The sequence below is a fragment of the Ruegeria sp. C12 genome (assembly GCF_056537745.1).
Map to the genome: position 1 here is coordinate 204,222 of NZ_JBQFSA010000004.1, position 24,288 is coordinate 228,509.

Here is a 24,288-nt window from a genome sequence, read left to right on the forward strand (position 1 = left end):
AACGACTTTGACCTGACCGGAATGCCAGGAGGGTCTGATAACCAGCAAAAGGGACGTACATGAACCAGCCCGTTATCGACACCAGCCCCAAAGTCTCGGACGAGGTGCGGAAGACCACCTGTTACATGTGCGCCTGTCGCTGTGGCATCAATGTGCATATGAAGGATGGCAAGGTCGCCTATATCGAAGGCAACCGCGATCACCCGGTCAACAAGGGCGTGTTATGCGCCAAGGGCAGTGCCGGGATCATGCAGGTCAACGCACCCTCGCGCCTACGCAAACCGCTGCGCCGGGTCGGCCCGCGCGGATCGGGCGAATTTCGCGAGATCGAGTGGGACGAGGCGATCAGCACCGCCGTTGGCTGGCTCAACGAGCTGCACGAAACCGCGCCGCAGAAACTGGCCTTTTTCACGGGCCGCGACCAGAGCCAGAGCTTCACCTCATTCTGGGCGCAGAATTTCGGCACCCCGAACTATGCGGCCCATGGCGGGTTCTGCTCGGTCAACATGGCTGCTGGCGGTATCTACACGATGGGCGGCGCGTTTTGGGAATTCGGCCAGCCCGATTGGGACCATACCAAGCTGTTCATGCTGTTCGGCGTGGCCGAAGACCATGACAGCAACCCAATCAAGATGGGCATCGGCAAGATCAAGAAACGTGGCGCACGGGTAATCGGCGTGAACCCGATCCGCTCGGGCTATAACGCTGTGGCGGATGACTGGGTCGGGATCACACCGGGCACCGATGGGCTGTTCATTCTGTCGCTGATCCACGTGCTGATGAAGGCGGGCAAGATCGATCTCGATTACCTCAGCCGCTATACCAATGCTCCGGTTCTGGTAAATGCCGCAGAAGGGCCAGAAAAAGGCCTGTTCCTGCGCGATGCCGACGGCAAACCGCTGGTGATCGACCGGGCAACGGGCGAACCAACAGCCTTTGACAAACCGGGCGTCCGCCCCGACCTGTCGGCCACCTACGAAAAGGATGGCGTGACCCACCGGCCTGTTTTCCACCTGATGGCCGAAAAATACCTGTCCGACGATCACGCCCCCGAGGCCGTGGCCGAGCGCTGTGGCATCCCGGCCAGCCGCATCCGCGCCATCGCCGCCGAAATCGCCCGCGTCGCCTTTGACGAGGCGATCGAGCTGGACCATGAATGGACCGATTTCCGGGGTGAAACCCATTCGAAAATCATCGGTCGCCCGGTCAGCTTCCACTCGATGCGCGGGATTTCGGCCCATGCCAACGGCTTCCAGACCTGTCGTGCGCTGCATGTGCTGCAAATCCTGTTGGGCACGGTCGAGGTTCCCGGCGGCTTCCGCTTCAAACCGCCCTATCCGAAACCGGTCGAGGCGCACCCGACCCCCCATGGCGACCGCCGTCCCGGCCGTCCCCTGAACGGGCCGCATCTGGGCTTTCCGCGCGGCCCCGACGATCTGCTGCTGGATGATAACGACAACCCCATCCGCATCGACAAGGCCTTCACCTGGGAAAACCCGATGTCGGCCCACGGGCTGATGCATATGGTGATCTCGAACGCCGCTGCGGGCGATCCTTACAAGATCGATACGCTGTTCATGTATATGGCGAATATGTCATGGAACTCGTCCATGAACACCAAGGGCGTGATGGAGATGCTGACCGCCAAGGATGATGACGGCAATTACGTCATTCCGAACATCATCTACTCGGATGCCTATTCGTCCGAGATGGTGGCCTATGCCGACCTGATCCTGCCGGATACCACCTATCTGGAACGGCACGACTGTATCTCACTGCTGGACCGCCCGATCTGCGAGGCCGACGCCGCCGCCGACGCGATCCGCTGGCCGGTGATCGAACCGGACCGCGACGTGCGCGGCTTCCAGTCGGTGCTGATAGAGCTTGCCAACCGCATGAACCTGCCCGGCTTCACCAACGAGGATGGCAGCGCCAAGTGGAAGGATTATGCCGACTATATCGTCAACCATGAACGCCGCCCGAATATCGGCCCGCTGGCCGGATTCCGCGGTGAAAACGGCGACAAGGAAGGGCGCGGCGAGGTCAATCCGGAACAACTGAACCGCTATATCGAAAATGGCGGCTTTTATGTGGCCCACATCCCCGAAGGTGCCGATTACTACAAACCTTGGAACACGGCCTATCAGGACTGGGCCGTGGGCATGGGCCTCTACGACAGCCCGCAACCCTATCTGTTCCAACTCTACTCGGAACCCATGCGCAAGTTCCAGCTTGCTGCCGAAGGTCACGGCGACCGACAGCCGCCCGAACATCTGCGCCAGCGCATCAAAGACAAGATGGACCCGCTGCCGATCTGGTACGAAACCGACCAGCAGGGCAACGAGGGCTTCACCGTCAACGCCCTGACCCAGCGACCGATGGCGATGTATCACAGCTGGGGCACCCAGAACGCGTGGCTGCGGCAGTTGCACGGGCGCAACCCGCTTTATGTGCCGACCAAACTGATGCGCGAACACGGGCTGAAGGACGGCGACTGGGCCAAGGTCAGCTCTCCGCATGGCGAGATCACCGTGCCGGTTATGGAAATGGCGGCGCTGAACGAAAACACCGTCTGGACATGGAACGCCATCGGCAAACGCAAAGGTGCCTGGGCCCTGCAAGAAGACGCGCCTGAGGCGACCAAGGGCTTCCTGCTGAACCACCTGATCCACGAGTTGCTGCCGGCAAAAGGCGATGGCATGCGATGGGCCAATTCCGACCCGGTGACAGGTCAGGCCGCCTGGTTCGACTTGAAGGTGAAAATCGAAAAGGCCAGCCCGCCGCCAGATACCGAAAGCCAGCCTGAATTTGACGCAATCAAGTCACCCGTCGGCACTGGCCCGAAGGATATTGCATGGAAGGTTGGAAAATGACCCAACTCCATTCTTCTTCTGTTCAAAAATACCTCGGGGGTGAATTGAGCCGCAGGCTCAAGAGGGGGCTGGCCCCCTCCCCCACCCTCACAAGCAGAGGTTCACTGACATGACCCAGCTCCCTCAATCCACTGACCGCAAAATGGGTCTGGTCATCGACCTGGACACCTGCGTCGGCTGCCACGCCTGCGTGATTTCCTGCAAGGGCTGGAACACCGAAAACTACGGCGCGCCCCTGTCTGATCAGGACGCTTATGGCGCAAACCCGTCAGGCACCTTCCTGAACCGCGTGCATTCATACGAGGTGCAACCCGCCGAAGGTCATGCCCAACTGATTCACTTCCCCAAATCCTGCCTGCATTGCGAAGACGCCCCCTGCGTCACCGTCTGCCCCACCGGGGCCAGCTACAAGCGGGTCGAGGATGGGATCGTTCTGGTCAACGAAAGCGACTGTATCGGTTGTGGCCTGTGCGCTTGGTCCTGCCCCTATGGCGCACGCGAACTGGACATGGCCGAAGGTGTGATGAAGAAATGCACCCTCTGCGTCGACCGGATCTACAATGAAAACCTGCCCGAGGTGGACCGCGTGCCTTCCTGCGTGCGCACTTGCCCGGCCGGAGCCCGCCATTTCGGTGATCTCGGCGATCCCGACAGCGATGTCAGCAAACTGGTGGCCGAGCGTGACGGCATGGACCTGATGCCCGAGATGGGCACCAAACCCGTCAACAAATACCTGCCGCCACGGCCCAAGGATACAGTCGAGGATCAGATCGATATTCTGGCCCCGCTTCTGGCCCCCGTGGCCGAAGAACCCAAAGGTTTCATGGGCTGGCTCGACAAAGCCCTCGACAAATTGCCCGGAGGGACAAGCTGATGCATCCCGCACCATCCGTCATTATCTTTACCACCCTGTCCGGTCTGGGCTTTGGTCTGTTGTTCTTTCTGGGACTCGGCCTGCCTGACGTCTCGGGCGTGGTGGCCTTTGTCTTCTTTGCCATCGCCTATGCACTGGCCGTCGGCGGGCTGATGGCCTCGACCTTTCACCTTGGCCACCCGGAACGGGCTTGGAAGGCCTTCACCCAATGGCGTTCCAGCTGGCTCAGCCGTGAAGGCTGGTGTGCCGTTCTCGCGCTGATCGTCATGGGGCTTTACGCGATTGGCGCGGTATTTCTGGGTCAGCGGTGGGGCTTGCTTGGACTGCTGGGCTCGCTGTTCTCGCTGGCGACAGTGTTCACTACGTCGATGATTTACACCCAACTCAAGACCATCCCGCGCTGGAACATGAAACTGACCCCCGCAATGTTTCTGAGTTTCAGCCTGGCCGGTGGGGCCTTGCTGGCCGGGCAAACCTCAATCGCCTGGCCGCTGCTTCTGATCGCGGCGCTGATCCAGATTCTGTACTGGCAGCAAGGCGACAGCGCCTTTGCACGGTCCGGAACAAGCCTTGGAACCGCAACCGGGTTGGGCACGCGCGGAGATGTCCGGGCCTTTGAGCCACCCCATACCGGCACCAACTACCTGCTGCGCGAGTTCGTGCATGTGGTGGGGCGCAAACATGCGCAGAATCTGCGTGTGATGTCGTTCGGTCTGGGGTTTGTCCTGCCGCTTCTCTTGATCGTCCTGCCGGTCGAGGGCGTCATCGTGAAGCATCTGTTTGCGCTGCTGGCTGTGGCCTCTCATCTGGCGGGCGTTGCCATGTCGCGCTGGTTGTTTTTTGCGCAGGCCGAACATGTGGTCGGGCTTTATTATGGCAAGCGATAGGTAGGGGGGCCAGCCCCCCTCTTGAGCCTGCGGCTCAATTCACCCCCCGAGATATTTCTGGCCAGATGAAGCTTGGATCCGGGCGGAAATAGAAAGGGCGGCGCTCGGGGATCGAGGCCGCCCTTTTTGCTTGGATTTGTTTTGGCTCAGATCAGACCGGCATGGGCCATGGCTGCGTCAATGGCCGCTTTTGTGCTGTCTTCCAGCGTGGTCAGCGGCAAGCGAACTTCTTCACTGCACCGGCCCAGCTTGCTGAGCGCGTATTTTGCGCCGGCCAGTCCGGGTTCGATAAAGATCGCCTCGTGCAGTGGCATCAGGCGGTCCTGATAGGCCAGTGCTGTCGCATAATTGCCCGACAAGGTGGCCTGCTGGAATTCGGCGCAGAGTTTCGGAGCCACGTTGGCGGTCACCGAAATACAGCCGACACCGCCATGGGCGTTGAAGCCAAGCGCTGTCGCATCCTCACCCGACAGCTGGCAAAACTCGGCGCCGCAGCTGGCGCGTTGCTGGCTGACCCGCGCCAGATCGCCGGTGGCGTCTTTGACGCCGACGATACGCGGCAACTTGGCCAGCTCACCCATGGTGGCGGGCGACATGTCAATGACCGAGCGGCCGGGGATGTTGTAGATGATGATCGGAATGTCCGCACACTCGTGCAGGGTCGCGAAATGTTCGATCAGGCCGCGCTGGGTTGGCTTGTTGTAGTAGGGTGTCACGACCAAAGCCGCGTCCGCGCCGACCTTCTTGGCAAATTGCACAAAGCGCACGGCCTCTACCGTGTTGTTCGATCCGGCGCCTGCGATGACCGGAACACGGCCTGCCGAGGCTTTGACGACCTCTTCCACAACCGTCTCATGCTCATCATGACTGAGCGTCGGGCTTTCCCCGGTGGTGCCCACCGGCACCAGCCCGGTCGATCCGCACTCGATCTGCCATTCGACCAGATGTTTGAGCGTATCCAGGTCCAACTCGCCGTTTGTAAACGGGGTGACGAGGGCTGGCATAGAGCCTTTGAACATGACACGCTCCTTAGGGTGCAGTTTCCGTGTTTTTTACATCGCGGGCCATCACGATTTAGGCTTTGTGAGTTGATCCCGGCGGCGCAAGGTTTATCCTCACAGCCTCTATCCTTGGTTGGTTGGGAAATGCAAGGCATGACACGCGTTCTGGGCCTGTTGGTGGCCGTGATTCTGTATTCCACACTGTCACCGCAGACCGCGCAGGCAGATGCCGCCGCCGATCTGCGTGCCGGGCTCAGCGAGATGCGCAAAGGGGACTGGAACGAGGCACTGCGTGTGTCCGGGCAACGCGGGTCTGTTTCGCGCGATATCATTGTCTGGCACTGGTTGCGGCAAGGGTTTGGCAGTTCCGGCGATGTGCTGGTGTTTCTGGATCGCCGCCCGGATTGGCCAGGCCTCGCCTGGCTGCGCCGGAAAAGCGAGCCATCTTTTACGGGCGCGGACCCGGATCGGGTGCTGAAGTTCTATGCCGACACACCGCCCCAAACAGCAGAAGGCGCGCTGAACTATGCCGTGGCGCTGATGGCCAGGGGGCAACAGGGCGAGGCGCAGGCCGATATCGTCACAGCCTGGCGTACGATGCCGATGGGGTCCGGGTTGCAGAAGGATTACCTTGAGAATTTCGGCAAGCTGTTGAAGCCTCATCATGCGGCACGGTTGGACCGGATGTTATGGGACGGTCATCTGGTCAGTGCGGCGCAGATGCTGCCCTTGGTCGGCGCAGATGACCGCAAACTGGCCGAGGCTCGTATCGCGTTGCAAAAGCGCGCGCCGGGGGTCGATGCCAAGGTTGCGGCGGTTCCAAAGACGGTCGCGGACGCGCCGGGACTTGCCTTTGATCGTTTTGTCTGGCGCGACCGGAAGGAACTGGACGACAGCGCCATCGATCTGATGCTGGCCCGATCGACCAGCCCCGAAGCCCTGGGTGAGCCGGACAAATGGGCCGAAGGGCGGCGCAGACTGGCGCGGCTGGAGATGAGGCAGGGCAGCGCCGCGCGGGCCTATCAGATCGCCGCCAACCACCATATGACGCCTGAGATGGGCTATGCCTATGCCGATCTGGAATGGCTGGCCGGGTTTCTGGCCCTGCGCAGGCTGGACGACCCGGCAACTGCCGTGCGCCATTTCCAGAATTTCTCGACCGCCGTGCAGTCCCCAATCTCGAAAGGGCGTGGAGGGTATTGGCTGGGCCGCGCCTATGCCGCGCAGGGCAATGCCGAGAAAGCCTATGAGGCCTATGCGGTCGGGGCCGACAATCAGACCTCATTCTACGGGCTGCTGGCGGCTGAACAGATCGGGCGTCCGTTTGATCCTGAACTGGCCACCCCCCGCCGTGCACCGCATTGGCGGCAGGCGGGGTTCGCCGATTCCAGCGTTCTGGAGGCGGGGTTGCTGCTGTTGAAAGCGGGCGAGGACAATCTGTCGGAACGGTTTTTGACCCATCTGGTCGAAGGCCTCGACCCGGTTCAGGCCAATCAGCTTGGCGATCTGGCGATTGAGTTGAACGAACCGCATCTGGCGGTGATGATCGCCAAGCGGGCGGCCACCACCGGGACGGTTCTGCCAGCGGCTTATTACCCGGTCCATCCCGTCGCCGATATGGGCCTGCCCATGGCCAAGGAAATGACGCTGGCCATTGCCCGCCGCGAAAGCGAGTTTGATCCGGTTGTGATCAGCGGTGCGGGCGCGCGGGGTCTGATGCAGGTGATGCCGGCCACGGCGAAACTGGTGGCGCAGGAATTGGGGATACTCAGCGGGCATCAGACGGGTCGGTTGACCTCGGACTGGCAATATAACGCCAAGCTGGGGGCCAATTACCTGTCCGGGCTGGCAGCGGATTTCAACGGCAATGTGGTCATGATGGCGGCAGGCTATAACGCCGGGCCTAGACGGCCCGTTTCGTGGATGCAGCGCTATGGCGACCCGCGCCGGGGGCAGGTGGATGTGGTCGACTGGATCGAGACGATACCCTTCAGCGAAACCCGCAACTATGTGATGCGTGTGGCCGAAAGCCTGCCGGTCTATCGGGCGCGGCTGGGTAAACCGGCCCTGCCGATCCCGTTCTCGCAAGAACTGACCGGGTCAACTCTGGCGGCGTTCGCGCCATAGGGTGAACAGGCCCGCCGCCACGACAAAGGCGGCCCCGACGACAACTTCGGGGCGCAGCACCTCACCAAAGATCGAGATGCCCAGGATCGCGCTCCAGACAAGGTGGAAATAGGCGAAGGGTTGAACTGCACTGGCCTCGGCCATTTCATAGCACTTGATCAGTAGCCAGTGCCCAAGCGCGCCGCTGACGCACAGCACCGCCATCCAGCCCCAGTCGCGCGGGGCCATGGGTTCCCAGAACCACATACCGACAAGCGTCATTGCGACTGCGCCGGACACGCCGGTCCAGAAAAAGCTGGTGGCCGTGCTGTCGCGGCGCGCGGTATAGCGCGTCAGAAGGCCATACAGGGCAAACATCAGGGCCGAGATCAGCGGGATGATGGCCCATGGGTTAAACACGCCGACGCCCGGTTGCAGGATGATCAGGACCCCGATACAGCCAACACCAATCGCCGCCCATCTGCGCCAACCCACCTTTTCGCCCAACACAGGGCCGCTGAGGGCCGCGACAAGCAGCGGATAGCAGATGAAGACCGCCATACTGTCGATCAGGCCCAAAACGGTGAAGCTGAACACGGCGACGCAAATCTCACCTGCCAGCAGGATGCCGCGAAAGATCTGCAGCCCAAGTTGACTGGTTCGTGTGGCCGCGCCCAGCCCACCCGATGACCGCGCGGCCAGAGTGATAACGAAGGCCGCAAAGAACCAATAGCGGATCATCACAACCATGTAGGTGTTGTATGTCCCGGCCAGATGGCGCGAGATTCCGTCCTGCAAAGCAAAGACGATGGTGGCACCGATCATCAGGGCGATGCCTGCACGGACGTTGTTTTGCTGCGTCATGCTTTGACCGCCCGTGTCATGTGGCGTTTGCGGCCATAGCCGGGGGTTCGGGTCACGTCGAAACCGGCGTCCTCAAGTCCCCGCCGCACGAATCCGGCGGCGGTGTAGGTTGCGGCGGTGCCGCCTTTGACCGTGTGGTCGGCGACCTGCTGCATCAGGTCCGCGCCCCAAAGCTCGGGGTTTTTGGCGGGCGAGAAGCCATCCAGAAACCACGCATCCGCCTTGTCCTGCCAGTCGCACAAGGTCTGACGCGCATCGCCTACGACAACGGTCAGGTCCAGCGTTTCCAACTGGCATCCACCCCCCGCCCATTGTGCAAGAAATCGATCCGCCCAGGGCGTCAATTCGGGAAATACCGCCAAGGCCCGCCGCATGTCCTCGAGCTCCATCGGATACGCTTCGAAGCTTGTGAACCTCAGCGGGGTCGTGTGACCTGACTGCTCCCATACCGACCAAGCGGTGAGCATGTTCAGCCCGGTGCCAAAGCCCAGTTCGGCAATGTGAAAACCGGGCGCAAAGCGCGCAGGCAGGTCGTTGCCCGCAAGGAACACATGGCGCGTCTCTTCAACCCCGTTTTGCAGCGAGTAATATGGGTCGTCGAAACGATCCGAGACGGGTATCTGATCCTCGGTCCATGTGACCTCGGCGCGCTGGTCTGCCATCGGGGAATCCTGTAGCTAAGCGGCGCGACACTGAACAAGGAAAAGGAATTTGGCAATGGTCGATGTGACGGTCCGCGGCGCTGGGATTTTCGGCCTGTCCATCGCCTGGACCTGCGCGCGACGCGGCGCGAAGGTGCAGGTTGTCGACCCCTTTGGCCCGGGCGCGGGCTCCAGCGGCGGTCTGGTCGGGGCGCTGGCTCCGCACGTGCCCGAGAACTGGAACGCCAAGAAGGCCTTTCAGTTCGACAGCCTGATCATGGCCGAACCCTTCTGGACGCAGGTCGAGGCCGTCGGGGGCGTTTCAGCGGGATACGGGCGGCTGGGGCGCATCCAGCCAATTGCGGACCAGCGCAGCCTTGATCTGGCGCGCGCGCGGGAACTCACGGCACAGGAACTGTGGCAGGGCCGGGCCGCGTGGAGGGTGATCGACGTGGCTGAGGCCGGATCATGGTCCACGCCCAGCCCGACCGGCTATGTCATCCATGACACCCTGACCGCCCGCATGCACCCGCGCCGCGCCTGTGCCGCGCTGGTGGCGGCTTTGGCGGTCATGGGGGTCGAGGTTGTCGCCAACGCACCCGATGCTGGCCACGTCGTGCACGCCACCGGGCTGGTCGGTCTGCAAGAGCTGAGCGACGCTTTCGGCAAAACGGTCGGCAATGGCGTGAAAGGGCAAGCGGCGCTGTTGCGGTTTGATGCGGGCCCGGTGCCGCAGCTGTTTGCGGATGCGATCCATATCGTACCCCATGCGGACGGAACTCTGGCCATCGGCTCGACCTCGGAACGCGGTTACGACGATCCCACCAGCACCGACAGCGCGCTGGACGATGTGATCGAACGGGCGATGCAGGCGGTTCCCGTGCTGCACGGGGCCGAAGTGATCGAGCGTTGGGCCGGTGTTCGCCCCCGCAGCAAAAGCCGCGCGCCAATGCTTGGGGAACACCCGCTGCACCAAGGGCAGTTCATCGCCAACGGAGGGTTCAAGATCGGTTTCGGCATGGCCCCGAAGGTGGCCGAGGTCTTGGCCGATCTGATCCTGGACGAGCGCGACACGATCCCGGATGATTTCCGGCCCGAAGCCTCGCTGTAACACTGGCACCACCGGTGGGGCGGCCGTGACCGCGCGTTATGCGATCAGGCCACGCAGCTTCTGCATCAGGGTGCCCAGTGACTTTTCATACCGCGCACTGACCAGCCTGCCCTGTTCGTCGAATTCGTTCGAACTGTTGGCCAGATGAATCTCGGGGCCTTGCAGGATCATCGGCTGGAACGGCACCATATAGGCGCGCAGGATCATCTGCGCCCGTTCCCCGCCCGCGCGGCCCGCCGCCGCCGACATCACGGCAACCGGCTTGTCGGCCCATGGGTTGCCCTCGGTCCGGCTGACCCAATCCAGCGCGTTCTTCAAAACGCCCGACGGCCCCTTGTTATATTCCGGGGTCGAGATGATCACCGCATCCGCCTGCTCGATCTGATCCCTGAGCGTTTGGACCATGGCCGGGATGCCCTCACCCTCTTCCAGATCACCATCGTAAAGCGGCAGGTTCAGATCGGCTTCGACAAAACTGGCGGGGTCAAACAGGCGCGCGGCCTCGCGCAGCAATTTGCGGTTGGTTGCGTTCTGGCGCAGGGACCCGGACAGGCCCAGCAGCGTGGGGTTGGACATCGGGGGAAACTCCGTTTCGTTGTTTCCCCATAGTTAGACCGGGACAGGCTCGATCCAAACCCCGTTTCTTGCACAGGTGCTGCGCGATCAGGCGTTGCCGCTGGGAACGATCACAATCTCGACCCGGCGGTTCTGTGCCTTGCCCGCAGGTGTCAGGTTCGAGGCAACCGGGTTGTTCTCACCCTGCCCGATGGTGCGAATGCGGTTGTAGTTCACACCGTTGGCCTGAAGAATATCGGCCACCGCATTCGCGCGCCGCACGGACAGGCCCTGGTTGTAGGCGGCGTCGCCATCGCTGTCTGTGTGCCCGATGATCTGCACGTTCGAATTCGGGTAGTTCACCAGATTCTGGCCAACGCGTGTCAGATCAGCGCGCAGGGCCGGGCGCACGGTGGCGCTGTCGGTGTCAAAGGTGATGTCATTCGGCACGGTAACGATCAGACGATCCCCAGCATTGACGATGGTGATCCCGTCATTGGCCAGTTGCTGGCGCAGTTCAGCCGCCTGCTTGTCCAGTTGATTGCCGATCAGACCACCGCCCGCCGCGCCAATCGCCCCTCCGGCCAATGCACCCAGCAGAGGGTCGGAATCATTTGCAATCGCGCCAACACCCGCGCCGACCAGCCCGCCGATAATGGCGCCCTGTCTGGCGTTCTGGTTGGGATCACTGGGCAGGTTCAGCGTGCCCGGATCGGTACACGCCGCCAATGCCATCGCCGAGCACAGCCCACTTGCCATAAAAAACTTGGAAATCGTCATGATGTCACCTTCTGCTCTGGCCCCCGTTTGTTCGGGTTTGCCTTGTTCAGCGCAGTATATCACGGCGTCTGCAGGCAGGCTCAAGCAACAATGCGGTGAGGTCGGCGATTCCCCGCCAAGACGGGTTACTGGGCTGCGGTCACAGCCTCCTGTTCGTTCCACAGATCGCGCAGGGATGCACCCTGGCCGCCAAAGCTCTGACCCGTAGCCTCGCAGGCCCAGATACGGTCGGTTCTGAAATGCCGGAAGGCGCTGCGCAGCTCGCACCAACCTGCCAGCATGGTGCATTCGATGTGATAGATCAGGGCGATGGGCCGAACGACACGTTCCGAGCGCTGACCTTCGCCGTTGACATAAGTGATGCGGATCTTCTGCTCGGCCCGGATCGCCTCGCGATACTGCGCCACAGGCACGCAACCCTTGGCCGAATCATCAACCGGTGCGCCCCAGGTCGCGACCTGCAACCAATCCGCCGGACAATGCAGCGCATCGATCTTCTGACAAATCCGATTGGCCGCCCGTTGCAGGTGGCTGTCACCCGTGCGGGCCAGCATCGACAGACCCACCCAAAGGGCCTCAACCTCTTCGGCATCGAAATTCAGCGGCGGCAGGTCATAGCCGCGCCGCATGATATAGCCGACCCCGGCCTCGCCTTCGATCGGCGTGCGTTGGGCCTGCAATTCGGCAATGTCGCGATAGACCGTGCGCACCGACACCTCCAGCCGTTCAGCCAGCGCATCCGCCGTGACCGGCACGTCCGAGGCACGCAGAATCTGGATGATTTCAAACAATCGGGACGAACGGCGCATGGTGATCTCCGTGACAAGTACTGACACTTTAGCACAGCCCCCTGACAGAGTGGTGTCAGGAGTATTGGGCGAGGCTGGGTCAGCACAAGAAAAGGAGGCAACCATGCCCAGCCGCGACAATCACGTGATGATGACCCTGAAACTGGACCGCTGGTCACAGGACCACAGCCTGCGCGCCTTTGAGATCGAGCGCGAACTGGCATCCGCGCGGTATCGCGAAAAGGCAACGCCGCGCAAACGCACACGGCGCTTTTCTCTGGGCAATCTGAAAATGCTGTGGGGCAGCGCCGTCTAAGATCAGAAATCCGCAGGTGCCCTGAATTTCATCGAAACACCACCTTCGGGATGTTTCAATCGCAACTCCTCGGAATGCAGCATCAGGCGCGGGTAATCCCGAGCCGCACCTTCGGCATAGAACGGGTCACCCAGAATCGGGTGGCCCAACGCTTGCATGTGAATCCGCAACTGATGCGACCGTCCGGTTTTGGGAAACAGACGCACGCGCGTCGTGTCGCCGTCGTATTTCACCACGCGCCAATCTGTGACGGCCGGCTTGCCGGTCTCATGGCACACCATTTGGCGCGGTCGGTTGGGCCAATCGACGATCAGCGGTAAGTTTACCGTCCCCGTCTTGGCCTCAAGGTGCCCCCAAACGCGCGCGACATAGGTTTTTCGGGTCTGGCGCTGCTCGAACTGCATACTCAGATGCCGCTGCGCATGAGGTGTCTGGGCAAACACCATCACGCCCGAGGTATCCCGATCCAGCCGGTGCACCAACAGGGCCTGCGGAAACGCCGCCTGTACCCGGGTCAGCAGGCAATCGGCCAGATGCTCGCCCCGCCCCGGCACGGACAACAGGCCCGAGGGTTTGTTCACCACGATCAGTTGCGCATCTTCGTGCAATATATCCAGCGGTGTCTGGGGGGGATCATAGGTCTCGCTCATGCGGCTGTGCCTATCGCAGAGTGCCCCTTCCCGCAACGTCGTCCTTGCGTGCCGCGCAGTGATCGTAAACCTTTGAGATCAGCAAGGGGAGAGGACATGCATCCAACAATCCAACGTATGCAAGAGGTTGTCGCCAAGGGCGACGAGACGCTGATCCATGAGCTTCTGGCCGAAGACGTCCGGTTCATGCCACCGACCTATTACAGCACGTGGACAGGCCGCGCCCCGGTTGCGGCTGTGCTGGGTCACGTCGGACAGGTTTTTTCCGATTTTCGCTATCGCCGGGTCATGGGCGACGGCAACGATTGGGCGCTGGAGTTCCAATGCAAGGTCGGCGATCTGGATGCAGTCGGCGTGGACCTGATCACCCTGAACAACGATGGCCTGATACAGCAATTCGAGGTCGCCATGCGCCCCCACAAGACCATCGGAGCCCTGCGTGAGGCGATGATGGCCCGCGTAATGAGCGACCCGCGCTTTTTGGAATTCAAATCCGCGCTCAGCTGAACATGCCAAACCCGATTGCCGCCGATCAGATTTTGCGCGTGCCTTTGTTGCCGGTTCTGGCGGTGCAAGGGCTGGCCGTGCGCCGCAAGGCCCAGATGCTGCCCGAACCCATCGGGCCACGTGAAGGGCGCACCGGACGCGGGCCGCGCCTGCGCCTGTTAATTACAGGTGACAGTTCTGCCGCCGGGGTGGGTGCCGGCACGCAGGATCAGGCGCTTTCGGGTCAACTGGTGAACCGTCTGTCCCGGCATCACTCGGTCGAATGGCGGCTGGAGGCCACGACGGGGCATACGACTCAGGACACAATCAACCGCCTGCTTAGGGTCGAGGGCGAATTCGACGCTGTCGTTACTGCGCTTGGGGTCAATGACGTGACTCGTGGGGTCACATACCGTCGCTTCCTCGACCGGCAGAACCAGTTGGCGAAACTGCTGACGCAGCGGTTTGGCGCGCGCAAGGTTGTGGTGACCGGCGTTCCCCGGATGAGCCGCTTTCCCGCCTTGCCGCATCCCCTGGCCTGGGTTCTGGGCCGCCAATCCGCCCGGCTGGATCGCGGTTTGCAACAGGTCGCAGCGGCCCACCCGCAACTCAAGCATCTGACACTGGACTTACCCGACGATCCGGCACTGGCTGCACCGGACGGGTACCATCCAAGCCCCAAAGCCTATGCGATCTGGGCCGACAAAGCCGCGCGGCTTTTGCTTCAGGCCTGAGCCCGCGCCTGCCGGATCATCGGGATCGAATACACCACCAGCGCCGACCAAATCAGCGGGAAGGCGATCATGCGGCCCCGGTCGATCTGTTCTCCGAATACGGTTACAGCCGTGATGAAGATCATTGTGGGCGCGATATATTGCAGGATTCCCATCGTCGACAGGCGCACCAGCTTGGCCCCGTTGGCATAGACCAAAAGCGGCACCGCGGTGACCACCCCTGCGCAGGACAGCAACAGCGTGTCCGACAGCCTCACTCCAAAATGGCCCGAGCCCTGAACACCCAGCCAGGTCACATAGACCAGCGCGGGGATCAGCAGGATCAGAACCTCAAGCAGAAAACCCTGATTTGGGCCAATCGGTAAAGATCGTTTGAAAAACGCATAAAAGCCCCAGGTCACCATCAGACTCAGCGCAGCCCATGGCAGGCGCCCGGCTTCCAGAACCAGAACCACAACGCCCAACGCCGCAAGACCGATGGCCAGCAATTGCGTACGCGTCAGCGACTCTCGCAACAGCAGGGCACCCAGTGCGATACTGAACAGCGGGTTGATATAGTACCCCAAAGCGGCATCCAGCGCGTGGCCGGTTGAAATCGCCCAGACATAGATCGCCCAGTTAATGGAAATCAGCGCTGCCGTCACAGCGGCCATGCCCAGCATCTTGGGATTGCCAAGCGCCGCCTTCAAATCCCGCGTGCGTCCAAGAGCAACCAGCAACAACCCCGCCACCGGCACTGACCAGATCACACGATGCGCCACCACCTCAAAGGGGCCCAGATGATCAAGCGCCTTCATATAAAGCGGAAGAAACCCCCACAAAACATAGGCCGTGACAGCCAGAGCAAGCCCCTTGGGCGTGTCCACGTTCTGGGAAGGTACGGGCGTGTCTGCCACGGGGGAACTCCGGATGATACCGGACCGGTTTACGGCAGATCAGCGGCGCTTGAAAACTCTGAAAACCGTGAAGTCCCACATAACGAATTGTGATGGGTCACCCACGAACGTCACGTAAAAGGCGCTGTTGCGAATGCGAGGCTCTGCCTCGCGCTCCGGGATATTTCGGGTCAGATGAAGTCCGGATCCCCTGCTTCATCTGGCTATAAATATCCCGGGGGAGTCGCCCGGCACGGGCGGCGGGGGCAGCGCCCCCTGCCCCCTTCGTCACAGTTTCACACGCTCGGATTTCGGGTCGTACATCGGCTTTAGCGAGGCTTCGGCTTTCACCTTCACACCACACACGTCGATCTCATAGGTCGAGGCGAGAACATCCGCCGCTTTCTCGCCCTCGCAGGGCACATAGCCCATGCCGATGGCACCGCCCAGCGTGTGACCGTAGTTGCCGGAACTCAGATAGCCCACATATTCGCCGTCGCGTATGATCGGTTCATTGTGGAACAGCAATGGCTCGGGATCGGTCAGCTTGAACTGCACCAGACGGTTCTTCGGCCCGCTTTCCTTGCGCGCGATCACAGCCTCGCGCCCGATAAAGTCGCAGCCCTTGTCGACCTTGACGGCAAAGCCAAGGCCCGCATCAACCACATGATCCTCGCAGGTGATGTCATGACCGAAATGGCGGAAGCCCTTTTCGATCCGGCAACTGTCCATCATGTGCATACCGCACAGTTTCAGCCCAATGTCCTGACCGGCCTCATGCAGTGTTTCGAACACGTGCCCCGCCATTTCGGAGGAAACATAAACCTCCCACCCAAGCTCACCCACATAGGTCACGCGATGGGCTCGGGCCAGGCTCATACCGATCTCGATCTCCTGCGCGGTGCCGAACGGGTTGGTCGCGTTCGAGAAATCGGCCGGAGAAACCTTTTCCAGCAGCGCGCGCGCATTGGGGCCCATGACGGCCAGCACGCCCTCGCCTGCGGTGACATCGGTGATGACCACGTTGAAACCACCGGCATTGCGCTGCATCCAGCTTTGGTCGGCCAGACGCGTCGCCGCCGGGGTTACGACCAGATAAGAGGTCTCGGTCAGGCGGGTGACGGTCACGTCGGCCTCGATTCCGCCAGTGCGGTTCAGGAACTGGGTATAGACGATCTTGCCATTGGGCACGGAATAATCGCCGCCGCCGATATAGTTCATGAACGCCTCGGCATCCGGGCCTTCGACGCGGATTTTGCCGAAGGACGACATATCATACATGCCGACATTCTCGCGCACCGCCCGGTGTTCGACTGCCGAGTTTTCGAACCAGTTCTGGCGTTTCCAGCTGTACTGGTAATCGCGTTCCTGCCCTTCATTGGCAAACCAGTTGGCGCGTTCCCAACCCGCGAGTTCGCCGAACACGGCCCCTTGCTCCTTCAAATGATGATGGAACGGTGTCCGGCGCACACCGCGCGCGGTGGCCTTCTGGCGATAGGGATAGTGGTCGGCGTAAAGCAGGCCCAGCGTCTCTTTCGAGCGTTCATACAGGTACTGTTTGTTGCCCTGAAACGGCTGCATCCGGCTGATATCCACGTCACCCAGATCGAACGGTTTCTCGCCGCTGTCCATCCATTCGGCCAGCGCCATACCCGCGCCACCGGCGGATTGGATACCGATCGAGTTGAACCCGGCGGCGACCCAGACATTGTCCATCTCGGGCGCAAGACCCAGATGATAGGCGTCGTCTGGCGTGAAGGATTCCGGGCCGTTGAAGAAGGTATGAATCCCCGCCTCGGCCAGCATCGGCATCCGCTCGCAGGCGGCCTCGAGGATCGGCTCAAAGTGGTCGAAATCCTCGGGCAGTTGGTCAAACTCGAAACTGTCGGGGATGCCATCCATCGCCCAGGGCTTGGCGTTGGGTTCGAACGCGCCCAGCATCATCTTGCCCGCGTCTTCCTTGTAATAGGCGCATTCGTCCGGCACGCGCAGCACCGGCAACGGGGTCAGGCCGTCGATCGGCTCCGAGACGATGTAGAAGTGTTCACACGCGTGCAGCGGCACGTTCACGCCGGCCATGCGGCCAACCTCGTGGCCCCACATGCCTGCGCAGTTCACCACCATGTCGCATTCGATGTGACCCGAGGCGCTGCCGTCATCCGCAACCCAGTCCACGCCCGTGACCTTGCGGCCCTGTTTGACGATATCGGTGACTTTGATCCGCTCCTTGACGATGCCGCCGCGCTGCCGCGCGCCTTTGGCCAGTGCCAGCGCGATGTTTGCCGGATCGCCCTGCCCGTCCAGCGGCAGGTAAACGGCACCTTTGACACCGTCGAGGTTCAGATGCGGATACATCTCCTGCACCCGCTCGTTCGAGATTTCCTCGACCTCGACACCAAAGGCGCGGGCCATGGCGGCCTGACGGTAGATCTCTTCCTTGCGTTCTTCGGTCAGGGCCACGGTGATCGAGCCGACCCGCTTGAACCCGGTGGCAACACCGGTTTCTTCCTCGAGCGCGCCGTAAAGCTCCTGACTGTATTTCGCCAGCTTGGTCATGTTGGCCGTCGCGCGCAGCTGCGCAATCAGGCCCGCCGCGTGCCATGTGGTGCCGCTGGTCAGTTGCTTGCGTTCAAGCAGAACAACATCGTTCCAGCCTTTCTTGGTCAGGTGATACGCGACCGAACATCCGACGACGCCACCGCCGATGATGACCACGCGGGCCTTGTTGGGAAGATCAACCATTCTGACGACTCCGCTTTGTCAGGTTTTCATCTGCATGACACGAAAGATCGACACAGAATCCATCAAAAACGTCACCGCATCCGCAAAAATCATCTTTGTGCGGATTGTCTCTTTTGCCGACGCATCACGAAAGGCGTGACGCCGAAGAAACTTTTGTAGACCGAGGAGAATCCGTTCGGGAACCCGCAGGCCAGTCCGATTTCGCGAACGCTCATGGTGGTGTTCAGCAGCAGGTTGTTGGCCTTGGCCAATCGCATTTCACGGTAGAACCCGTTGGGTGTGGTGCCGAAGAAGGCCTTGAACTTCCGCTCGAGCGATCTGTTCGAAATGCCAAGCGCGTCCACCAGTTCGTGGATGGGCAAAGGGTCCTCGATATTCGCCTGCATCAGTTTGATGCACTGATCCAGCTTGGCATCGCCTGTTGCCGTGGTTTTCGCGCCCGAGAAGGGTTGCATCGACGCAAAGTCGCGGATGTTCTCGTGCAGCATGATGTCGGCCACGGTCATTTGTGTCGGGCCCGAGATATGGCGACCGATCACAGACAGGGCGATATCGGTGGTCGCGCTCATACCGGCGCAGGTCACCACCCCGCCCCGTTCGGTGGCGATGGACAGCGTGGCCTCGAACCGGGCGCCGCGTTCACGCAGGAAAGAGGCGTTTTCCCAATGGGTTGCCAGATCCGCAGTGCCCTGTTCGTCGATATACCGGCTGGCGGCTTCGGCCAGCAGGAAGACCTGCGCACCGCGATAGGTATAGTCCGAGACGATCCGCCCCAGGGACAGATCCGGGTGGTCCGGGTTCGAGTTGCCGATAACGAACAGATAAGCCGCGTTGGGGTGCGCCGACACGACCTCGGTCGCGACGGTCGCGTCGCTGCTGCTGGCCACGGCATCGCCGCGCAGAGATCGGTAGCTATACGAGAATGGCGGCGTCGGACTCACCCGGTTGGCAATGCGCAGAACATCCACCAGTGACGCGAGTTCCAGCAGCACAAATCCGGGCGCGACCAGAATGTCAAAATGGATCGGGTCAGCGGTCTGATCCGCCGAAGCTGAATTGTTTTTCTTTTTCATTCAGCCCCCATTCGGTTCAGACGATCTGATGACCGGCAGCCACAAGGCGGTGGGCCAGTGCCCCGATATGGTCCGGGCCGATCTCGCAGCATCCGCCAACAATCGTGGCCCCCTGTTCCACCCAAGTCATCGCGTGATCTGCATAGGCGTCGGGGCCAAGGTCATGGCGCTGCTGAAGGCTGTCAACGGTTGGCGCATCCTGCAAAAACCCGTCGGCGATATGGGTGAAACCGTTGGCATAGGCACCGTAGGGCAGCCCCATACCGGACAGGATGTCCAGTGCCGCGGGAACAGCCTCGGGCCGGGTGCAGTTGATCAGCAAAGCCTGCGGTTGGTACTGCGCGACCAAAGGCGCGATCAGCTCCAAAGCCTCGCCCGAGCGCAACCGCGTGCCGTCATCATCCATGGCCGACAGGGCCAGCCACACCGGCTTGCCGCAGCCTTCCGTGCCGCGCAGGGTGCCTTCGGCCTCGAGCAATGAAGACACGGTTTCGATCAGAAACAGGTCCACGTTATTAGCCATCAACGAGACCAGTTCGCCGAACTTCTGTGCCGCATCCTCGGGGTCAGGTTTCAGATCAGGCCGGTAGGTTGCCAGAAGCGGGCCGAGCGATCCGGCCACCCGCCCTGCCGTACCCTGTCGCGCGGCATTGGCCTGCGCGACGGCTGTTTCAACCAGGGTTGCAAGCTGATCCTCGATCCCTTCCCGCACCAGACGCGAGCGATGAACGGCGTAGGTGTTGGTCGTTGCCACGGTCGCGCCGCGCCGGAAATACTCGGCATGAACGTCGTGGACCAGTTCGGGGTGATCGATCATCACCCGTGTCGACCACAATGGCGTGGGGCGTTTTCCACTGCGTTTCACCAGCTCTTGCCCGATCGAGCCATCCAGTAGGGTGATATCGGCCATGTTTCCAGCTCCTTACGGGATCAGCACCAGTTTTCCAGGCAGCGCCTTGGATTGAAAATCCTCTTGCGCCGTGATGATGTCCTCTAAGGGGTATGTGCGGGAAATCAACGGCTTGATACGCCCTGCATTCATCAACTCGACCAAACGCCCAAACACCTCGGCCGCCTGATAGGTGCAGCCGTGGATGGTGATATCGCGCAGATAGATGTCGCGCAGATCGGCCTGAACCATCGGACCGGCAATCGCGCCTGAAACGGCATAATGCCCGCCGGGTTTCAGCGCCAGGATCACCGCCGCCCAAGCCGGGCCACCGACCACGTCGATCACAACATCGAACATGTCGGCGGGCAAATCCGCATCCCGGTCAAAGGTCTGGACCGCACCCTGCGCTTTCACCACATCCGCCTTGGCCGCGCTGGTCACGCCCCAGACCGACGCGCCCCGCAGGCTGGCCAGTTGCACGGCGGCCAGTCCAACGCCGCCCGATGCGCCGGTGATCAGGACCTTGTGGCCCGCAGTCACACCCGCCCGGGTCAGCAGGTTCTCGGCGGTGCCGAAAGCGCAGGGAATGGCGGCGATTTCCTCATCTGACAGGGGCGAGGCACTGACGTCATAAAGATCATCCGCCTCAACCAGACAATATTGCGCAAACGCGCCATCGATCTCGGACCCCAGGGCGATGAACCCTTGCGGATGACCCGGACGTGGGCGCGGCAGGTTGATCGGGCAGGTCACGCGCTGACCCGGCTGGAACGCTGCCCCCGCGCCAACCGTTTCGACGATGCCACACAGATCACCGCCCTGAATCCGGGGGAAGTGCAGCGCACCGCCCCAGCCGCCGGAGTCGACATCCTGATCGACCTCCCCGGTGGCGCTTGTGACGTCCGAGGAATACCAGCCAACCCGCGTGTTGATATCGGTGTTGTTGACCCCGGCAGCCGCGACACGCACCAGCACTTGCCCCGGACCAGGTTGAGGAACGGGAATATCCTGCCGCCATTCCAGCGCCTCTGGCCCGCCGTGACGGGTCAGGTAAACGCCGGACATGGTTTCGGGCAAAGTCATCTGTCAGCCCGCAGCATCGGGATGCGCCGGAACCGGACCCATCGGCACAATGTCGTACCGCGCGTTGAGCGCGGCCATTTTGGCCTCATCGGCAAAGTCAGCCTCATCCATCCCGGCCAGTTCCGCAAGAAAGCCATCGAAGCCCGAGGGTTGGAAGATCATCAGCATTCTGGCGGGGGCCGCATCGGCCACCCGGCAGGCATGGGGCACCCCGGGCGGGACATGCATCGTCGTGCCCGGCATACACCGATGCCAGTCGCCATCGACGTAGAAATCCACCGCACCTTCCAGAAAATAGAAGGTCTCGGCATGGCAGTCGTGGCGATGAAGGCCAAGCGCGAAGCTGGCCTTCAGATTGTCTTCCATGAGCGTATATGCGCCACCGGTGTCCTGACCCGACACCTTCACGAAGGTGTGGTCGTTTTCCCAGTCATAGTTGGGACCCTCTCCGGGCCCCAGTTTGGCGTATCGTTTGCTCATGGCGATCTCCGTACGGGGTTACGCGCGCAACCGCTCGTTCTCGGGGTCCCAAAGCGGTTGGTCCTCTTGTACCACGGCACGGTGTTTCTGACCGTAGATTTCGACCTCAAGCTCGGTGCCGGGATTGGCAAGCTCGGTCCTGATCATGCCCAGCGCGATGGATTTGCCCACGCGATAACCCCATGCGCCCGAGGTCGTCTCACCCACAATCTGATCGCCTTGCCAGATGCAGGACATATAGGGCGCGTCACACTCACCGGCTTCGACCGTCAGGGTAACGAACGACTTCTTCACGCCCTGCTGCTTTTCGTTCAGGATCGCCGCCTTGCCGGGGAAGTCCTGCGGCTTGTCCAGCTTGACGAACCGCCCCAGCCCGCCTTGCAGAAGCGAGTAATCGGTCGACAGATCGCCTTTCCACGCGCGGTATCCCTTTTCGATACGCAAGCTGTTCAGCGCGTACATGCCAAACGGCTTGGCCCCGGCGTCGATGATCGCACCGTAGATCGCGGGCATATGCTCGTTCAGGGCATGAACCTCCCAACCCAGTTCACCGGCAAAGGACACGCGGATCAGATAGGCGGGTTGTCCGGCGACGGTAGCGGACTGGTGGGTCAACCATCCGGTGGACAGGTCCGCATCGGTTAGACCCGACAGGATCTCACGCGATTTCGGGCCGGTCACGATCAGCGTGTCGCGGGTGGTGGTGACATCCTCGACCGACACCCCGGCAGGCATCGCCTTCAGCAGGATATCGCGGTCATGCCACTGCGCCGTGGCGGCGGTGATCATCACGAACTCATCTTCGCCCAGACGGATACAGGACATCTCGGTCAGGATGCGGCCCCGGTCGTCCGAAACGTAGACGAGGTTCATCCGGCCCGCCTTGGGCAGACCGCCCGTGACCAGACCGCGCAGCGCCTCGGCGGCACCCTCGCCCTTGACCATGAAGCGCGAGAAGCCAGGCAGGTCCAGCACACCGCAATGGTCGCGCACGGCCTCACATTCTTCCTTGATCCGCTGCTCCCACGGACCGGACCGGCCCCATGTGTGCGTCGCCTCAAGCGAGGTGTCGTCGCCCGGCATCGCGAACCAGTTGGCGCGCTCCCAGCCGTTATAGGCGCCCATGACACCGCCCAGTTCCTTGACCTTGTCATGCACCGGCGACAGCTTTTTGTCGCGCGCGGCGGGCCATTCGTGGTGGGGGAAGTGCATGGCGTATTCGTTGCCGTAAACCTCAATCCCCTTTTTCACGCAGTAATCGTGATCGGTGTAGTCGGTGTAACGGCGCGGATCGACCGACCACATATCCCATTCGGTGTGGCCATCGACGATCCATTCCGCCAGCACCTTGCCAGCACCACCGCCCTGCGCGATGCCAAAGGTAAAGACGCAGGCCTCGAACGCGTTCTTCACACCGGGCATCGGGCCGATCAGCGGCAGACCGTCAGGCGCATAGGGGATCGGGCCGTTGATGATACGCGAGATTCCGGCCTCACCGGACAGCGGCACACGCTCCATCGCGTCGGCCACGATGTCTTCGATCCGGTCCAGATCGTCGGACCAGAGCTGGAAGCTAAAATCGTCGGGCATCGGGTCGGAATCGGTTTCCCAATGTGCGCGGCAGTTGGGCTCATACGGGCCGATGTTAAAGCCGTGCTTTTCCTGACGCAGGTAATAGGACACATCCACGTCGCGCAGCAGCGGCAGCTTCTGGCCGGATTGCTTCGACCAAGCCTCAATCTCGGGGATTTCCTCGGTCAGCAGATACTGGTGGCTCATCACCATCATCGGCACGGTGCGCCCGCCATAGGGCTTGAACCATTCACCGACACGCTGCGCGTAATACCCGGCGGCGTTGACCACGTAATCGCAGTCGATATCGCCCTTTTCGGTGCTGACGGTCCAACTGCCATCCTCATGCTGTGTCACGCCGGTTGCGGGCGTAAAGCGCAGGATTTTCGCGCCCATGTCGCGTGCGCCCTTGGCCAGCGCCTGTGTCAGCTGCGCCGGGTCGATATCACCATCGCTGGGGTCGAACAGCACGCCTTCCAGATCGTGAGTTTCCAGGAACGGGTATTTCTCCTTGGCCTGCTCGGGCGTCCACATCTCCATCTCGATGCCCTGATAGCGGCCCATGGCACAGGCGCGCTCGAACTCCTGCACGCGTTCCTTGGAATGCGCCAGACGGATGGACCCGGTCTGGTGATAGTTCATCGGATAATCGACTTCCTCGCCCAGACGCGCATACAGCTCGGTCGAATAGCGCTGCATGTTCATGATCGCCCATGAGGTCGAGAAGGTCGGCACATTGCCCGCCGCGTGCCATGTAGACCCGGCGGTCAGTTCGTTCTTTTCCAGCAGAACGCAGTCGGTCCAGCCTTTCTTGGCCAGATGATACAGCGAGGAGGTCCCCACCACACCGCCACCGATAACAACCACGCGGGCTTTTGTCGGAAAGTCACTCATTCGTCTTGATC

22 protein-coding genes are annotated in these 24,288 nt (G+C 61.6%); 8 read left to right on the top strand and 14 right to left on the bottom strand.

The window, feature by feature from the left end; translation table 11 throughout:
* The first annotated feature begins 59 nt into the window (after positions 1-59).
* From ACR0C9_RS10235 to ACR0C9_RS10245, 3 genes are all read left to right on the top strand, one after another.
* On the top strand, positions 60-2,873 hold the full coding sequence (locus tag ACR0C9_RS10235) for a molybdopterin oxidoreductase family protein (protein WP_170455141.1): 2,814 nt from the start codon (positions 60-62) through the stop codon (positions 2,871-2,873).
* A 109-nt stretch (positions 2,874-2,982) separates the two neighbouring features.
* Positions 2,983-3,747, top strand: coding sequence for a 4Fe-4S dicluster domain-containing protein (locus ACR0C9_RS10240; RefSeq protein ID WP_170455142.1), 765 nt, complete (start codon positions 2,983-2,985; stop codon positions 3,745-3,747).
* Positions 3,747-4,634, top strand: a complete 888-nt coding sequence (locus ACR0C9_RS10245) for a dimethyl sulfoxide reductase anchor subunit family protein (protein WP_480780937.1) — start codon at positions 3,747-3,749, stop codon at positions 4,632-4,634. Before ACR0C9_RS10240 ends, ACR0C9_RS10245 begins: the two co-directional genes overlap by 1 nt.
* 146 nt (positions 4,635-4,780) lie before the next feature.
* Here the strand turns inward: ACR0C9_RS10245 and dapA are convergent, their stop codons facing one another.
* Positions 4,781-5,653 carry a 4-hydroxy-tetrahydrodipicolinate synthase gene (gene dapA, locus ACR0C9_RS10250; protein ID WP_170455146.1) on the bottom strand — a complete coding sequence of 291 codons (873 nt, stop codon included), beginning with the start codon at positions 5,651-5,653 and terminating at the stop codon, positions 4,781-4,783.
* A 135-nt stretch (positions 5,654-5,788) separates the two neighbouring features.
* Between dapA and ACR0C9_RS10255 the strand changes: the two genes are divergently transcribed.
* Positions 5,789-7,762, top strand: a complete 1,974-nt coding sequence (locus ACR0C9_RS10255; protein WP_480780938.1) for a lytic transglycosylase domain-containing protein — start codon at positions 5,789-5,791, stop codon at positions 7,760-7,762.
* Here ACR0C9_RS10255 and ACR0C9_RS10260 read toward each other — a convergent pair.
* Positions 7,736-8,605 (bottom strand): DMT family transporter, encoded by an 870-nt coding sequence (locus ACR0C9_RS10260; protein ID WP_480780939.1) that lies wholly within the window; start codon positions 8,603-8,605, stop codon positions 7,736-7,738. The genes ACR0C9_RS10255 and ACR0C9_RS10260 overlap by 27 nt on opposite strands.
* Positions 8,602-9,267 carry a tRNA (5-methylaminomethyl-2-thiouridine)(34)-methyltransferase MnmC2 gene (gene mnmC2 / locus ACR0C9_RS10265; protein WP_170455152.1) on the bottom strand — a complete coding sequence of 222 codons (666 nt, stop codon included), beginning with the start codon at positions 9,265-9,267 and terminating at the stop codon, positions 8,602-8,604. The genes ACR0C9_RS10260 and mnmC2 overlap by 4 nt, the downstream gene beginning before the upstream one ends.
* 55 nt (positions 9,268-9,322) lie before the next feature.
* Here mnmC2 and ACR0C9_RS10270 point away from each other — a divergent pair, with 55 nt between their 5' ends.
* Positions 9,323-10,357 carry an NAD(P)/FAD-dependent oxidoreductase gene (locus tag ACR0C9_RS10270; protein WP_480780940.1) on the top strand — a complete coding sequence of 345 codons (1,035 nt, stop codon included), beginning with the start codon at positions 9,323-9,325 and terminating at the stop codon, positions 10,355-10,357.
* A gap of 36 nt (positions 10,358-10,393) precedes the next feature.
* Here the strand turns inward: ACR0C9_RS10270 and ACR0C9_RS10275 are convergent, their stop codons facing one another.
* The 3 genes from ACR0C9_RS10275 to ACR0C9_RS10285 all read right to left on the bottom strand — a co-directional run bounded on the left by ACR0C9_RS10275 (position 10,394) and on the right by ACR0C9_RS10285 (position 12,501).
* The gene (locus ACR0C9_RS10275) at positions 10,394-10,933 is read right to left on the bottom strand and encodes an NAD(P)H-dependent oxidoreductase (RefSeq protein WP_170455157.1); all 540 of its coding nucleotides are present in this window, start codon (positions 10,931-10,933) and stop codon (positions 10,394-10,396) included.
* An 87-nt stretch (positions 10,934-11,020) separates the two neighbouring features.
* Positions 11,021-11,692, bottom strand: coding sequence for a YiaD family glycine zipper/OmpA-like lipoprotein (locus tag ACR0C9_RS10280; RefSeq protein ID WP_170455159.1), 672 nt, complete (start codon positions 11,690-11,692; stop codon positions 11,021-11,023).
* 125 nt (positions 11,693-11,817) lie between these two features.
* Positions 11,818-12,501 carry a helix-turn-helix transcriptional regulator gene (locus ACR0C9_RS10285; RefSeq protein WP_480780941.1) on the bottom strand — a complete coding sequence of 228 codons (684 nt, stop codon included), beginning with the start codon at positions 12,499-12,501 and terminating at the stop codon, positions 11,818-11,820.
* Positions 12,502-12,604: 103 nt separating this feature from the next.
* Here ACR0C9_RS10285 and ACR0C9_RS10290 point away from each other — a divergent pair, with 103 nt between their 5' ends.
* Positions 12,605-12,796 carry a hypothetical protein gene (locus ACR0C9_RS10290; protein ID WP_480780942.1) on the top strand — a complete coding sequence of 64 codons (192 nt, stop codon included), beginning with the start codon at positions 12,605-12,607 and terminating at the stop codon, positions 12,794-12,796.
* Positions 12,797-12,798: 2 nt separating this feature from the next.
* Here the strand turns inward: ACR0C9_RS10290 and ACR0C9_RS10295 are convergent, their stop codons facing one another.
* A complete protein-coding gene (locus ACR0C9_RS10295; RefSeq protein WP_480586363.1) occupies positions 12,799-13,482 on the bottom strand; it encodes an RluA family pseudouridine synthase in 684 nt (227 codons plus the stop codon).
* 60 nt (positions 13,483-13,542) lie between these two features.
* On the opposite strand from ACR0C9_RS10295, the gene ACR0C9_RS10300 reads away from it, so the two are divergent.
* Entirely contained in the window at positions 13,543-13,953 is a 411-nt protein-coding gene (locus ACR0C9_RS10300) for a nuclear transport factor 2 family protein (RefSeq protein ID WP_170455167.1), read from the top strand.
* A 2-nt stretch (positions 13,954-13,955) separates the two neighbouring features.
* Positions 13,956-14,666 carry an SGNH/GDSL hydrolase family protein gene (locus ACR0C9_RS10305; protein ID WP_480780943.1) on the top strand — a complete coding sequence of 237 codons (711 nt, stop codon included), beginning with the start codon at positions 13,956-13,958 and terminating at the stop codon, positions 14,664-14,666.
* Here ACR0C9_RS10305 and rarD read toward each other — a convergent pair.
* From rarD to ACR0C9_RS10340, 7 genes are all read right to left on the bottom strand, one after another.
* A complete protein-coding gene (gene rarD, locus ACR0C9_RS10310) occupies positions 14,657-15,562 on the bottom strand; it encodes an EamA family transporter RarD (RefSeq protein WP_170523928.1) in 906 nt (301 codons plus the stop codon). The two genes, ACR0C9_RS10305 and rarD, sit on opposite strands and share 10 nt — an antisense overlap.
* A 267-nt stretch (positions 15,563-15,829) precedes the next feature.
* Positions 15,830-18,283 carry a GcvT family protein gene (locus ACR0C9_RS10315; protein WP_480780944.1) on the bottom strand — a complete coding sequence of 818 codons (2,454 nt, stop codon included), beginning with the start codon at positions 18,281-18,283 and terminating at the stop codon, positions 15,830-15,832.
* A gap of 89 nt (positions 18,284-18,372) precedes the next feature.
* The gene (locus tag ACR0C9_RS10320) at positions 18,373-19,356 is read right to left on the bottom strand and encodes a GlxA family transcriptional regulator (RefSeq protein ID WP_480708653.1); all 984 of its coding nucleotides are present in this window, start codon (positions 19,354-19,356) and stop codon (positions 18,373-18,375) included.
* Between the two features lie 16 nt (positions 19,357-19,372).
* Positions 19,373-20,266: a homocysteine S-methyltransferase family protein gene (locus tag ACR0C9_RS10325; RefSeq protein WP_480780945.1), complete on the bottom strand. Its 894-nt coding sequence runs from the start codon at positions 20,264-20,266 to the stop codon at positions 19,373-19,375.
* Positions 20,267-20,278: 12 nt separating this feature from the next.
* The gene (locus ACR0C9_RS10330) at positions 20,279-21,331 is read right to left on the bottom strand and encodes a zinc-binding dehydrogenase (protein ID WP_480780946.1); all 1,053 of its coding nucleotides are present in this window, start codon (positions 21,329-21,331) and stop codon (positions 20,279-20,281) included.
* Between the two features lie 3 nt (positions 21,332-21,334).
* On the bottom strand, positions 21,335-21,811 hold the full coding sequence (locus tag ACR0C9_RS10335) for a cupin domain-containing protein (RefSeq protein ID WP_480780947.1): 477 nt from the start codon (positions 21,809-21,811) through the stop codon (positions 21,335-21,337).
* Between the two features lie 18 nt (positions 21,812-21,829).
* Positions 21,830-24,277 (bottom strand): GcvT family protein, encoded by a 2,448-nt coding sequence (locus ACR0C9_RS10340; RefSeq protein WP_170455181.1) that lies wholly within the window; start codon positions 24,275-24,277, stop codon positions 21,830-21,832.
* Positions 24,278-24,288 lie beyond the last annotated feature (11 nt).

Bases quoted from the DNA above. Each gene is read 5' to 3' on its own strand.
- ACR0C9_RS10235 (WP_170455141.1), top strand. From the start codon at position 60: ATGAACCAGCCCGTTATCGACACCAGCCCCAAAGTCTCGGACGAGGTG.
- ACR0C9_RS10240 (WP_170455142.1), top strand. From the start codon at position 2,983: ATGACCCAGCTCCCTCAATCCACTGACCGCAAAATGGGTCTGGTCATC.
- ACR0C9_RS10245 (WP_480780937.1), top strand. From the start codon at position 3,747: ATGCATCCCGCACCATCCGTCATTATCTTTACCACCCTGTCCGGTCTG.
- dapA (WP_170455146.1), bottom strand. From the start codon at position 5,653: ATGTTCAAAGGCTCTATGCCAGCCCTCGTCACCCCGTTTACAAACGGC.
- ACR0C9_RS10255 (WP_480780938.1), top strand. From the start codon at position 5,789: ATGACACGCGTTCTGGGCCTGTTGGTGGCCGTGATTCTGTATTCCACA.
- ACR0C9_RS10260 (WP_480780939.1), bottom strand. From the start codon at position 8,605: ATGACGCAGCAAAACAACGTCCGTGCAGGCATCGCCCTGATGATCGGT.
- mnmC2 (WP_170455152.1), bottom strand. From the start codon at position 9,267: ATGGCAGACCAGCGCGCCGAGGTCACATGGACCGAGGATCAGATACCC.
- ACR0C9_RS10270 (WP_480780940.1), top strand. From the start codon at position 9,323: ATGGTCGATGTGACGGTCCGCGGCGCTGGGATTTTCGGCCTGTCCATC.
- ACR0C9_RS10275 (WP_170455157.1), bottom strand. From the start codon at position 10,933: ATGTCCAACCCCACGCTGCTGGGCCTGTCCGGGTCCCTGCGCCAGAAC.
- ACR0C9_RS10280 (WP_170455159.1), bottom strand. From the start codon at position 11,692: ATGACGATTTCCAAGTTTTTTATGGCAAGTGGGCTGTGCTCGGCGATG.
- ACR0C9_RS10285 (WP_480780941.1), bottom strand. From the start codon at position 12,501: ATGCGCCGTTCGTCCCGATTGTTTGAAATCATCCAGATTCTGCGTGCC.
- ACR0C9_RS10290 (WP_480780942.1), top strand. From the start codon at position 12,605: ATGCCCAGCCGCGACAATCACGTGATGATGACCCTGAAACTGGACCGC.
- ACR0C9_RS10300 (WP_170455167.1), top strand. From the start codon at position 13,543: ATGCATCCAACAATCCAACGTATGCAAGAGGTTGTCGCCAAGGGCGAC.
- ACR0C9_RS10305 (WP_480780943.1), top strand. From the start codon at position 13,956: ATGCCAAACCCGATTGCCGCCGATCAGATTTTGCGCGTGCCTTTGTTG.
- ACR0C9_RS10315 (WP_480780944.1), bottom strand. From the start codon at position 18,283: ATGGTTGATCTTCCCAACAAGGCCCGCGTGGTCATCATCGGCGGTGGC.
- ACR0C9_RS10320 (WP_480708653.1), bottom strand. From the start codon at position 19,356: ATGAAAAAGAAAAACAATTCAGCTTCGGCGGATCAGACCGCTGACCCG.
- ACR0C9_RS10325 (WP_480780945.1), bottom strand. From the start codon at position 20,266: ATGGCCGATATCACCCTACTGGATGGCTCGATCGGGCAAGAGCTGGTG.
- ACR0C9_RS10330 (WP_480780946.1), bottom strand. From the start codon at position 21,331: ATGACTTTGCCCGAAACCATGTCCGGCGTTTACCTGACCCGTCACGGC.
- ACR0C9_RS10335 (WP_480780947.1), bottom strand. From the start codon at position 21,811: ATGAGCAAACGATACGCCAAACTGGGGCCCGGAGAGGGTCCCAACTAT.
- ACR0C9_RS10340 (WP_170455181.1), bottom strand. From the start codon at position 24,277: ATGAGTGACTTTCCGACAAAAGCCCGCGTGGTTGTTATCGGTGGCGGT.